Below are 12,200 nucleotides of genomic sequence, written 5' to 3'. Positions count from 1 at the left end.
AGCAAATAACATGATCAAAGTTTTTAGAACCGATGTTGAGCATCTCCAGGAGGCTGAACGCATCATTCGTCTTCTTTCTCGAATCTACCCAGGCTCGAAAATCAATTTTGATCTGGAAGACAAAGATAATATCTTGCGTATTGAAGGCGCTTTTTTTACTACACAAGATATCATACGCTGCGTTGGAAAAAGCGGTTATACCTGCGTCGAACTGCCCATTGTTTGGAGTTAACCTTGAAGAACTCCCTGCTTTCCTGACAGCATTTTATAGTCGGGTAGATCCACTGGCAATTCGTTACAAACCGTTATTCCAAGCCCTGTTAACAATGTACGAAAAGCAGGCGGTTTTTCATCACTGCACCGGCCGCCGCGATCGTACGGGAATTGCAACAGCCTTAATATTGAACATATTGCAAGTTTCTCAACATTGAAAGCGGGTTAACCTGCGTTTTAGTATTTGCCTTCCTTCTTTAAAATATCATTTTAAATAAACAAAATGGCTAGTCTATGGTTCCATAATGAATACTATTTGATGAAAAATACGGCAAATGGAGCGCAGCAATTCTCATATCCATGAAGAAATAGGTTCTGTTCTTGAACTGAATTACGTATATACTGTATTGACTCCTATTGTCTTCCCTTACCGTAAAATGTATTGCTGTTACTATGGTATTTCGGATACAATATTCGGGTTTGGTAGCACCATTGAGGAATCTATACACAGTTGGCATCTTGAACTCTGTGTCCGGATGTCTGATCTAAATGAGGACGATATACTGGGACAGGAAATAAAGTCGAAACTGCTAGGTGAGATGTGGTGACCGGTAACCATTGTATATAAATATCGACTTTTTCTCGATTAATAGCATGGAAAGATTCTCAGTCTACAGCGAATCGTGTCTTCTCATCTTAGCTGACGCAAGGGTCCGGCCCGAAGCCTTCCTTTATAAACTTACGTTGAAGATCACAATTACTGTTTACGGCATTGCATTTTAGTTAAGATCAACGGCAAACGTATTAAACTAACACTTGTTGTAGTATAAGTTTTGAAAAAGTAGGATATTGCATATAAAAGAAACCTATTGTATTTTTGTTTGTTAGCCTATTTTTATTAATGTATTAGTTGCTAGTCTAAAAAATTAACTAAAAATTATTTTTGCTTGGTAATTTGGTATATTGTCGCCATTTGGATATCATGGGGAAAAAGAGCATTAAACTTTCAGACGGGACTACTTATCTTGAACTTTTAGAACACGTACACCTCGATGGAAAAGTGAACGTTTTGGTGCGGATAAGTAGACGTAGCGACGACTCCATAACAAGTCTTGATTTTGAGGTACCCTTTCAAGAGGTACATTTGTTGCACCGATATTTTGACGATTTCATGCGTGATCACAAGCAGCTGATCGAGGACTACACAAAGAAACAAGCGAATAAAATACGAAAGCTGAAAGATTTATACCATGATTGCGAAGCAATCGGTTCATTCAGTATTGAGGAAGTAACCGAACTGCAAAAATTGGACATTCCCTTTCTCTCTTTGTTGGCGCTTGAATTGAAAATGCCCGTTGACGAATTGAACACGTTCCTTAGATCGCATCGACTGCCCTTTTTACTATTGAAGCGCATTTTGGAACGAAATTATCTCGGCAATTCTTCGTAATCCTTGATTTATGAAGGAGTGATTTTTGGTATCAAATCAAGAGCTTTTTCCTATAGAAAAGCGAACAAAAATCTTTCTTTGTTGTTCAAGACTTTAGAAACCGTAATTTCTGTCGTTCTACAATGAAAAAAGTAAAAATCTCAATTATAAGGGAGGGATCCGCCCTGTTGAAAAATGGACTCGCAATTAGTGAAAACCAAACATGTAGTTTCCAATATTATCAAAGTGTAGATGATTTTATCGAAAATTATCGCGTTCCCCCAAAAATTTTATTCCTATTTCAAACGAAGACAAAGCGGGTGGACGAAACTACATTGACGAAAGTCAAACACAATATCGGTGTTGCGGGAAAACTTGTTTTGGTGGATGAGTTGGCTTGTTATACTCATTTCTCCAACTTCCGGACTTACCTAAATGGTTATGTCTCCAGAAATTTTTTTTATGATTACTGCCTGACTATAATTAAGTTGTTGTTAGCAGGCGAGTACGTGCTTTCACCTGAAACTTCCTTTGAGATCGCCGAAAATTTTGTTCGCTTATCAGGTCTTGCACTCAATGGAAAAATACCTTTGATCAGTGAGCAAGAAAAAATGGTTTTGCATTATGTCATTGAAGGATACACCAATGCGGAAATTGGAAGCGAGCTGAAAATGCCTGCTTGTAGGGTAGGAGTCTGTATTGATAGGTTATGCAAGAAGGCCATGGTATCGGATCGGCCGGCTTTAATTCGTTGGGTAACCTTGCATGCCTATGAACTGTTCAATTGGAAATTGATTGACAAGCAGCGATGTATAGGAGTCAGTTCGGCTTAATAGGCTGAGCTGTTTCCATAAGGACATTTTTTTAAATTATTTTTTAACAGGTTTCATACGTTTTAGGCTAAAGGGAGGCAATATAGATTTGATGACGGAAATAATACCAGTTTGACGAAAAAAACCGGCGTCGGTTTTGATAGATAATTCACCAAAGACGACCTTGACAATGATGACAGATCCGAAGACGAATAGTGCTCAGTTATTTTCTAGCCCACTAATTTCCGAGGCAAACGTGTTAAATCAGCAATTGGTAAACGTTAATAAGCAATTACGAGATAGTGAAACACGTTTTGCCGCATTTGTGAAAGCCACGTCCGATGTCATTTATCGGATGAACGCAGATTGGACCATTATGCTCGAACTTCAGGGCCGTGAATTTCTCGAAGATACAGGGGAACCCATTCAGCATTGGATGGATAAGTACATCCATTCCGAAGATAAGGAACAGATCTTGCATGTCATCCAAGAAGCAATACGCACTAAGAGTATTTTTCAACTGGAACACCGAGTGAAACGGCTTGACGGTAAAATGGGTTGGGCATCTTCTCGTGCTATTCCAATTGTGGACCGAGATGGCAATATAATTGAATGGTTTGGAACCACCAGTGACATTACGCAACGGAAGCAAGCGGAAGAAGCCTTACGTCGATCGAAAGACGAACTGGAACAACAGAAAAGGCTTTATGAGGCAGTAACGGCAAGTACACCGGATCTTGTCTACGTGTTTGATTTACAATACAAATTTACCTATGCTAACAAGGCCTTACTTATAATGTGGGGCAAAAACACCTTGGAAGAGGCAAAGGGTAAGGGGCTTCGTGAATTGGGCTATGAAGAATGGCATGCCGAAATGCACGAGCGGGAGATTGACGAAGTGGTTGCAACGAAACGATTGATAAGAGGCGAGGTTGCTTTCCCTCATGCTACACTTGGCAGACGCATTTATGATTATATCTTTTCGCCGGTATTTGACGCAAACAATGAAATTGTTGCGGTGGCAGGTACAACCCGTGATATTACCGAGATGAGGCAACTTTCGGAACAAAAGGACGAATTCTTGGCTATGGCCTCACACGAATTAAAAACACCGGTGACGGTAATTAAGGCCTATACCCAAATCTTTCATCGTTCTGCGCAAGAAGCGAATGACAAGCAAGCAGCAGCTCTTTCCTTAAAAATGGAGGCGCAGATTGATAAGTTAACATCGCGAATAGCGGAACTACTTGATGTGTCGAGAATACAAGGTGGAAAGCTACACTTGCAAGAGAAACATTTCGACTTCAATGAATTGATTGATAGTGTGGTGGAGGAAATACAACGAACTACCCAGCGGCATCAGATCATTAGGCGTTTAACAACATCAAAAAAGGTGTTTGGTGATCAAGATCGGATTGGGCAGGTTGTCATCAATTTGTTAACTAATGCGATTAAGTATTCTCCTCAGTCAGATGTTATCTATGTATACACCAAGCTGGTTAATGAGAATCAACGCGATCGCATCGTATTCTCTGTGGAAGATTTTGGCATTGGCATTCCTGAAGCTGACCAAGAAAGGATATTCGAGCGATTTTATCGCGTAACCGGTGGAAATCAAAATACGTATCCGGGTTTAGGACTGGGGCTTTATATTTGTTCGGAAATCATCAAATGGCACGGAGGAACCATTTGGTTGGAAAACAAAAAAGAGGGGGGCTCTATTTTTTCATTTTCATTGCTTCTAAAGAAATAAAGGGAACATAATCAGCTAAACGTTGTTAAAAGTTAAAGCTTGGCATAAAGATGAGAAAGAAAAAGGTAATGATCATAGATAATGATCCAGGTATCCTTGATTCTGTCAAATTATTGCTTGAGGTATGTAATTATGACGTTGAAGCCACTGACGACTTAAGCATAGTAACAGACTCACGGCATGAGCTTCCGGATATTTTATTATTGGATATTTGGATGTCAGGTGTGAACGGAAAAGACGTTTGTAAACAGCTCAAAAGCCGAGACCTAACACGTCAACTACCCATTATTATGTTTTCCGCAAACAGAGACATCGCGAAAATCGCCCAAGAAGCCGGAGCCGATGATTATATAGCCAAGCCTTTTGAACTAAACGATATGCTTGAAAAAATAGAGCGATATACTTAATAGTGCCGCACGCCATTGAGAAGAAAACGAGTATGTCTTAGCTCGGTATAAGATAATTTGTTCTCGTTTATTCACTATAATTTGTAAATAATTTCTCAATATTTCTCGATTTTTCTCAAACTAATTGTTGGTATAATTGTTCTTTGTTACCAAGTATAAAGAATAATTATGGTAAGCGTAGGTATAATAGAATCGGATGAACAGATGAGAGCTACAATTCGGACGCTCTTATTGAACCAAAGAAGTCAGGAATTCAACATCCTTTTCGAGCTGGAGCGCGCCAATAACCTGCTCCATCAAAAGGCACTGTCACCACAACTGATCTTAGTTGAACTTAAAGGATATTCGACAAGAGTGATTAAACAGATAAGAATTCAGTTTCCAAAAACAAATATAATCATATTAAGCGAAATCGCTAATATCGCGACTGTACTGGAGGCCCTTCGCGCGGGCGCCGTTAGCTATTTGTTAAAGTCTACTTGCTTAAATAATATAGCACCGGCTTTAATCGCAACTCATAAAGGTGGGTCTGTTATTAGCCCTTTTATTTCCCGCGAAATGGTGGAAAGGATACATGATGCAAAACGACGAGAGGATCTACTTTCCGCGCGCGAATTGCAGATTGCTAACGGGCTTGCTGATGGGTTGAGTTATAAGCTAGTAGCCGATCGCTACAATTTGGCAGTTGACACGGTACGGGTTTATATTAAACGGATTTATCGCAAGTTAAACATAAACAGTAAGGGGGAATTGATCGCACAATTAAAATATTAAGAATCATCACATCGTTATGTGACATCTGCTTTTTCTAGGTCCGCTTTGTAAATAGAATATTTGTTTTTGGGATTTATGTACTTCTGTCATGCTTGTGAAAGCTCTTATAGCCATATTGATCCTTTTTTTCTCTATAGTTTGGTGCATCGGTTATGTATATGCGCAAGACTTAACGGTTAGCTGTGTTTTCGAGAGAGATACCTTAATTATAAAGCCAAGTAGTACATTTAGTAATAAACTTGTAGTAAAAAACCATACTATTGATGAGGTCTTCTTAACAATTGAATCGACCGGCAAATCTTCCAATAAGGCGCTGATCGCTTTACCTGACACAATTAGACTCGATCCGGGAGAGGAAAAGCGGTTCCCCGTAAAATACATAGCGGATAAACAGACTATCGTCGAAAATTTACAACGCTTTGAGGTTCGGTTAAATGTCTTAGATCAGGAAATGGAGGCGCTGCCTAATGCCTTCTTCTATACTCAATTAGCGGATACACGTACCTTAACACTCCAAACAGAACAACCGGTTTACTTCTTGCAACCAAGTACAAACCAAACGCAGCTGATGCTGAATTGTGTAAACAATGGCTTAATTCCCATTTCCTTTCGTTTGGTTTTAAGCGAAGTTCCTGAAGGATTGGAGTTTATAGGCGAGCAGATGAGTCTTACATTGCCGGCAGGTGCGCGCCAATTGATTCCGTTCATTGCTCGAAACAAAACGAATAGCCGTCAGGCAGCTGATTTTTCCGTCACTATTCAAGCAGTAGACGCTAGTGGTCAGCAATTAGCCGTACATCGCGTACGCATTCAACACGTGAATAGTGTAAGCTCGTTTTTCAGTAATGCGCCTTTCGCACAAACACCTAATAATACGGCCGCTTTTCGATATCTCAGTTTAAATCAGTATAATGAAATTTACCAAATGCAGGCGAATGGCCAGCTCACTATGGCGAATAAACACGAACTTGACTATCGTTTAAATCTGGATTATTATCAGCAGCTGGGCGGTGTTAATCTCTATGATACCTATTTGTCTTATGAAAATCAAAATTGGGGGCTGAAGTTGGGTAACATTTATGAGAACTTAGATTACGCGCTGAGCGGCCGTGGTGCCCGGGCCAGTTATCGCATCAATGAGGTGGACCGCGTAAGCGTATATGCTCTTCAGAATAATTATATGCTGGCTTCTCAAATATTCAATGATTTGCCGAACGAAAATATATTAGCCGTGAATTATAGTTTTTTGAAAAACGGGCAAGAGGGGCGATTGACTTACTTGCATAGCCACCAATCATTTAATGCGTTGAACAGTCATCAGGTCAGTGTTGCAGTTCCTCTGAAGCTAGGTGCGCAACATGATTTGAAAATAGAAGCAGGTTATAGCCAGGAAACTTTTACGGACATTGCAAGCACTCGGCGAGCAGTAGCTGGGGGAATCGATTACTCAATCACACATAAAGGGTATCAATTCAGCACCAATAACTATTACAGCAGTCCTTATTTTACCGGGCTTCGACGCGGAATTTTGCAAAGCGATAGTCGAATTATAAAATCAACAGAGGATGGCGGGACATACTCCCTACGTATTAGCTTGCTGAATAATCGACCTTCCTATCAAGGTCGAAGATACGGATATGGTTATCTCCCTTTTCAAAATAGTATCTATTCCTATGAAATAGGTTATGGTAAAAATTTGGGAAGATTTCGGCTGGAAATGAAGCCTTACCTCATGCAACAAAGCTTACGGAATGGTACCTACTCATCGGAGGGTGAAGCCGCGTCGCGATGGCGATCTTCGGCGGGGCGAATGCTATTGAATGTGGGTTATGCAGCTCCTATACATAGTTTTTATCTGCACGTTGATCATGGCTATGTTTATGAAAGCACGATGCCGATGGCTCCAAGCTCTTACCATTCTTTGCGGATTAACGGAAGCTATACCAATCCTTTGTTCGGTATTAGCACTTATATCCAAATAAATCCCTATTACCTCAGCGATCTGTTTGCAAACGTAAATGATGTAGCTTACCGCTTATATTCAATAGGCCCCAATACTAATTTTACAGCGTTTAAAAATAAGTTGCAGGTACAATTGGCAGCGATGTATAATTATTATGGCTTTACAGATACGCGTAATTATTCTGTAAATGGAACGGCAAGGTGGAATCTGAAGGGAAATTGGGCAGTTACAGGCGATATGTTCTATACATTGGTGACCATGCAAACAGCACTGCCTGAGGAAGTAGGTCTGAATTATGTTCGTTCTTCATTTGATACGCGACAGATACGGATCGGTATTGAAAAACAGTTTGCTGCCATGCAGACATCCAACGGCAAGAGAATCCGCCTCATCTATTATCAGGATCTTAACAACAATGGCAATCGAGACGAAGGAGAATCGTACATTTCGGGTCTCATGGTTAAAATAAATGATCAAACTGCTGTGACCGATAAATCCGGTCAGGCGGAATTTCAGCATATGCCAGTAGGAAACTATACCGTCGACTTGCTGAGTACAAAGGGCTGGACGAGTGCGCAACCAATATCCTTGGTCCTAAACAAGAATATATCCCTGGAAATTCCGCTGACACAAACCAAGTTACTGCAGGGCGAAATGCAAGTTATGGGTAAAAACTATCAGCTAACGGCTCCACTACTGTCGGGTATTCGCTTGATTGCCGTCGATTCGCAAGGAAGGGTCTATAGAACGTTAACCGATCAGAATGGGAGATACACTTTTTATTTAGCTCCTGATATTTATGAGGTTTCCGTTGAAACCGATGAAATGCCATTTACTATAGAAAATAAAATAGAGAAGATCGATATGAAGGCAGCACCGGATAAATACGTTTTAGATTTTAAATATTATGACCAACGCCGTAAAGTAGACGTTAGAAAATTCTAGTGCCTAAAGTGTAGTAAAACTGTAAATAACGGTAGCACTATAAGTGCCGGGTGCTTTACCGAGCAATTGCGACATTGCTGTGTTCGGAATACTATAACGGATATCCAACGTTCGATCGATCGTGGGATTAGCATTATTTATAAGTTGTTGTGGTGTAGTGGAAAGAGTAACTGTATTAACTCCTGTTTGCCCGGCAGAGGCGCCTATACGCAAAATATTTACAGGTACTTGGCCACCGGCTCCCGAAAAGTTAGCGGTTGATGAACGTACGTAGAGACTATAGGGAGTTGTTTTACTAATACGTAAATGTTGCGTCATATCTCTCGTTATGCCTTGACGGTAATCCGTCACATCATCAAAAACAAAGTTAACATTTGGCTGCAAAGCAATCAACTCCGCTAAATCACTGACGATGACTTGTAAAGTACTGCTTCGCTGCACCTGTAATGAGCCTGTAGGATAAGCACTGGCCAATTTACTCCAGGTATAAGTAATGGGCACTGAATAGGTTCCCGCTTGTACAAAACCTGTTTTCAGATTGTTTCCCGTAATGGAAAATGCTGCAGTTAATGCTTGATTATTGTTCGTAGGCACGGCTATGCCCGAAGCAGCCGTTAATGCTTGTGATGTGGTGGATAACATGATCGGCGTAGCATTGGTGATATTGGATAGCGTTGAATTGACAAGCCCAACCGAAGTGCTAGGTGTTTGATTATAAGAACTATTCGTGTTGAAAGAAAACTGCGTGTTACTTGCTTGCAAGCTCAGAAGATAGGGCACCGTAGTTGATACAGAGATATTGCCGGCAGCGCTGATACCGGCGCTGTTTCTGAAAAAACTCAAATTGTTTACTGGCAAGCTTAGCGACGATAACGTAGCCTGAGGGGCAATAAATCCAGGTACGTTTATATCTAAATTCGGCGTAGTAGGTGTTATCTGATTGGGGGATAGCAGTCCTGTTCTGAAGTTAATAGGCGTACGATAAATGCCCGATATCCAAGTGTGGCTGCCCGTTGATATACGATAGTCCGCAATAACGGCGCCTGACGAAATACTGGCCAATGCTGCGTATAATAAAGCGTAGGAAGTACTCAGGGTGACTTCTGCTGAGACACCTATTAAGGAAAGAGAGCCGATACTTCGTAACCGTATATGCGCGATATTCAGTGGCACAGTAGACGTTCCTCCAACCGTATTGGTAAAATTGGGACTATTGGCTTTCACCTCAATATTCGGCACCAACCCAATTAAGCTCGAATACGTTCCACTTGCCAAGGTAGCTGTATAATCTGAACGTGCTGTAATATTGGCTTGGGGCAAATTAATGACGATTTGTCCGTAGGCTGGAGCTGAAAGCAGGAGCCATCCCAATAGTAGCTTGTTAATAATCAATTTCTTTTTCTGCAACACGCAAATCATAATTATCTCCCGCGTCTAGGATGGCAACTCCTAAGTGTTTTCCCTTTAATGAAATTGGTAAATCGACGTAAATCCATTGTTGTGCATGGGGAAGCATGGCGATAGCGGTGGTTTTGATGGGGATTTCTGCGCCGGTTTGCACATTTGTCAACTCGAAACGTACATGCGCATCTTTATTGATTTCTCCCGTGTTCTTAACCTTCAGTGCAACGCGACGAACACTGTCTGTTTCTAATTTTATGATACCCTGATCTTCAAAAGCGACAAAATCCAACTCGCCCGGTGTTAGTCCCGGTGGCACGTGATAGATCTGCACGCCGACCTCTAAAAGCACATTTACGCCTAGTTGCTTCTTTTCTTTTGAAAGCTTGGTCTGCTCTTTCATTTGCGTAAAAAAAAGCATACTGTTGGTCAAGCCGCGTGCGCCTGCATCCTTTGGTACGGTCATTGACACGAGTATGCGTTTTGTTTCGTTCGGGTTAAGGTTAATGGTAGATTCCGAAAGTCTGATCCAGCGACTATTGGAATGTTCCACATCACCTGGGGCGTCGTAAACCTTTCGACCGATCGAATCGCGATGCCAATCTTTTAATGCCGTAATAAAATTGAACGATATTGACGAGTTGTTGGTAAGAGTAATCACTTCTTGGACCGTCTCGCCGGGAAGCCCCTTAAAAAAAATCCGAGACGGTGATATCGATATTCCTTGGGCGAAACAGTTCCAAGTGCATAACAAATAAAAAATCACTGAGAGCAAAGAAGTGCGAATTCTCCATCGCCTGATCAATTCCAAGTAACACCTGTCATATATCATGCACCGATCAAATTTGCGTTGCTGTATAAATCACCGTAGTAGAATATACTTCGGGCACTTTATCAATTAAAGAAGTAGCATCGGGTATGGTGTAATTGATATTATAAGTTGTGCCGATTGTAGCTGGGCCATCAGTAACTAAAGTTCCTGCGGTGGATGATAATGGGACTATCGCAGGCGTTCCGCCACCGGTAGTGGAAGGGTCAACACTTACTTGGACAACACTCAGTGGAATGGGCGAAGCGTTCTCAGGTATTACCGTAAACTCTTCCGTTGCTTGTACAGTGACTTCGTAATCCTGATTACTTACCACCGTGAAATGTCCCACTTTCGGTTCAACCTGTGGTGTGGTGTAGTCTTCAGGTGTGCTATATACGAAAGTTACGTTTGGATCTGCACCTAAATCAATGGATATAACCGGAGCGGTTAGGTCGATCGAAACGGTCACATTACCTGTTTGATCTGTTTGTGCTTGAGCTAGCTGGAATTGTGCTATTAATGCTAACAGCAATATTCCCGAAAATAAAAATAGCTTTTTCATAATTATTTGAATAGTTTAATTTCCATATCCATAGAGAGAACACAAAAATTATACTTATTCTGTTTCGTGTCCAATCATTCATGTCACATATAGATGTTACGAAGTGATAGATCGAGGGGCTATAGTTGCCAAATGCTTATTGATGTAGTTCGGGTAACCATTCTATTGGTTATTTACTAGTCACAGTCTTCCGGAATAGTTGAGGCATCTTAATAGGTGTTTTCCTTTATGTAAAATACATATTCTGCTAACATTAATTTAGTAGATTTGTTTAATTGCCAAACAAGCGACTTATGTGGTATCGGTTTGTCTTTCTGTTACTTATATGTGCCTGTAGCAATGATAGTCGATCTATTAAGGTAAAAGGATCGGATACGGAGGTGAACTTGGCGGTAACCCTTGCAGAACGTTTCTATAAAGTGAACCCCGCTTTTAGCGTAGCAATATCCGGTGGAGGGTCCGGTTTGGGAATCGCCTCTTTACTGAATGGGCAAGCAGATATCGCTAATTCTTCACGACGTTTAAACGCAGAAGAAGATAGTTTATTCAAGGTTAAAAAGATAAAGCTACACACGATTGTCTTTGCAGAGGACGCTACGGCTTTTATTGTACACAAGGAATTTCCGTTAGACACCATCAATATACCCACTTTAAGAAAGGTTTTAAGCGGTCGGTACCGAACATGGAAGCCAGTGACGGGAACGAGCATGCCGATTAATATTTATGGGCGGCAAAGCAATTCCGGAACACATGCTTTTGTTCAAGAAAGGCTGGGTATTCGATTTAGCAGAGATGCAAAGGAGATGAACGGAAATGCGCAGATTATGGAAGGCATTAAGGCGGATCGTTCGGGCATTGGCTATGTGGGCGCTGGATACATCGCTCACGAAGCGAAGGAACGTGCTGTAAAAGTTCTTTATATACGCGACCCAAAAAAGGCGACCGCTGTTTCTCCCTTAGACGAAAAAGCAATCATGGAAAAACGTTATGCCTTTCAGCGTCCCTTATATCAATTTATTCCGAGTACTTCTTGGGAGAAAGTTAAGACTTTTATCGATTTTGAGCGAAGCGAAGAAGGAAAGTTAATTATAAAGGCTTCCGGCTACTATATCACCCGGTAAATCCCCTGG

The 12,200-nt window shown here is 41.1% G+C and carries 13 protein-coding genes; 10 read left to right on the top strand and 3 right to left on the bottom strand.

Annotation, left to right across the window (positions count from 1 at the left end; translation table 11 throughout):
- Nucleotides 1–10 precede the first annotated feature (10 nt).
- From FKG96_RS21550 to FKG96_RS21510, 9 genes are all read left to right on the top strand, one after another.
- Nucleotides 11–232 carry a hypothetical protein gene (locus tag FKG96_RS21550; RefSeq protein ID WP_149106028.1) on the top strand — a complete coding sequence of 74 codons (222 nt, stop codon included), beginning with the start codon at nt 11–13 and terminating at the stop codon, nt 230–232.
- Nucleotides 141–431: a tyrosine-protein phosphatase gene (locus tag FKG96_RS27270; RefSeq protein WP_354004747.1), complete on the top strand. Its 291-nt coding sequence runs from the start codon at nt 141–143 to the stop codon at nt 429–431. Before FKG96_RS21550 ends, FKG96_RS27270 begins: the two co-directional genes overlap by 92 nt.
- Before the next feature lie 117 nt (nt 432–548).
- A complete protein-coding gene (locus FKG96_RS21540; RefSeq protein ID WP_130856748.1) occupies nt 549–821 on the top strand; it encodes a hypothetical protein in 273 nt (90 codons plus the stop codon).
- Nucleotides 822–1,195: 374 nt separating this feature from the next.
- Nucleotides 1,196–1,663, top strand: coding sequence for a hypothetical protein (locus tag FKG96_RS21535; RefSeq protein WP_149106026.1), 468 nt, complete (start codon nt 1,196–1,198; stop codon nt 1,661–1,663).
- A 122-nt stretch (nt 1,664–1,785) separates the two neighbouring features.
- Nucleotides 1,786–2,475, top strand: coding sequence for a LuxR C-terminal-related transcriptional regulator (locus FKG96_RS21530; RefSeq protein ID WP_149106025.1), 690 nt, complete (start codon nt 1,786–1,788; stop codon nt 2,473–2,475).
- Nucleotides 2,476–2,644: 169 nt separating this feature from the next.
- Nucleotides 2,645–4,207, top strand: a complete 1,563-nt coding sequence (locus FKG96_RS21525; protein ID WP_246860312.1) for a PAS domain-containing sensor histidine kinase — start codon at nt 2,645–2,647, stop codon at nt 4,205–4,207.
- Between the two features lie 50 nt (nt 4,208–4,257).
- Nucleotides 4,258–4,614, top strand: coding sequence for a PleD family two-component system response regulator (locus tag FKG96_RS21520; RefSeq protein ID WP_130856752.1), 357 nt, complete (start codon nt 4,258–4,260; stop codon nt 4,612–4,614).
- Nucleotides 4,615–4,782: 168 nt separating this feature from the next.
- Complete coding sequence (locus tag FKG96_RS21515; protein WP_149106024.1) at nt 4,783–5,388, top strand: response regulator transcription factor; 606 nt, start codon at nt 4,783–4,785, stop codon at nt 5,386–5,388.
- Nucleotides 5,389–5,476: 88 nt separating this feature from the next.
- A complete protein-coding gene (locus FKG96_RS21510; RefSeq protein ID WP_149106023.1) occupies nt 5,477–8,296 on the top strand; it encodes an SdrD B-like domain-containing protein in 2,820 nt (939 codons plus the stop codon).
- Between the two features lie 3 nt (nt 8,297–8,299).
- Here FKG96_RS21510 and FKG96_RS21505 read toward each other — a convergent pair whose 3' ends face one another.
- The 3 genes from FKG96_RS21505 to FKG96_RS21495 all read right to left on the bottom strand — a co-directional run bounded on the left by FKG96_RS21505 (nt 8,300) and on the right by FKG96_RS21495 (nt 11,070).
- Entirely contained in the window at nt 8,300–9,703 is a 1,404-nt protein-coding gene (locus FKG96_RS21505; RefSeq protein WP_149106022.1) for a hypothetical protein, read from the bottom strand.
- On the bottom strand, nt 9,678–10,358 hold the full coding sequence (locus FKG96_RS21500) for a hypothetical protein (protein WP_149106021.1): 681 nt from the start codon (nt 10,356–10,358) through the stop codon (nt 9,678–9,680). Before FKG96_RS21500 ends, FKG96_RS21505 begins: the two co-directional genes overlap by 26 nt.
- Nucleotides 10,359–10,536: 178 nt before the next feature.
- Nucleotides 10,537–11,070, bottom strand: a complete 534-nt coding sequence (locus FKG96_RS21495; RefSeq protein WP_130856757.1) for a hypothetical protein — start codon at nt 11,068–11,070, stop codon at nt 10,537–10,539.
- A gap of 293 nt (nt 11,071–11,363) precedes the next feature.
- Here FKG96_RS21495 and FKG96_RS21490 point away from each other — a divergent pair, with 293 nt between their 5' ends.
- The gene (locus FKG96_RS21490) at nt 11,364–12,191 is read left to right on the top strand and encodes a PstS family phosphate ABC transporter substrate-binding protein (RefSeq protein WP_149106020.1); all 828 of its coding nucleotides are present in this window, start codon (nt 11,364–11,366) and stop codon (nt 12,189–12,191) included.
- The last annotated feature ends 9 nt before the right edge of the window (nt 12,192–12,200 follow it).

This window comes from Olivibacter sp. LS-1, assembly GCF_008245145.1.
Taxonomy (GTDB): Bacteria; Bacteroidota; Bacteroidia; order Sphingobacteriales; family Sphingobacteriaceae; genus Olivibacter; species Olivibacter oleidegradans.
This window is presented reverse-complemented; position numbering and strand designations above follow the sequence as displayed.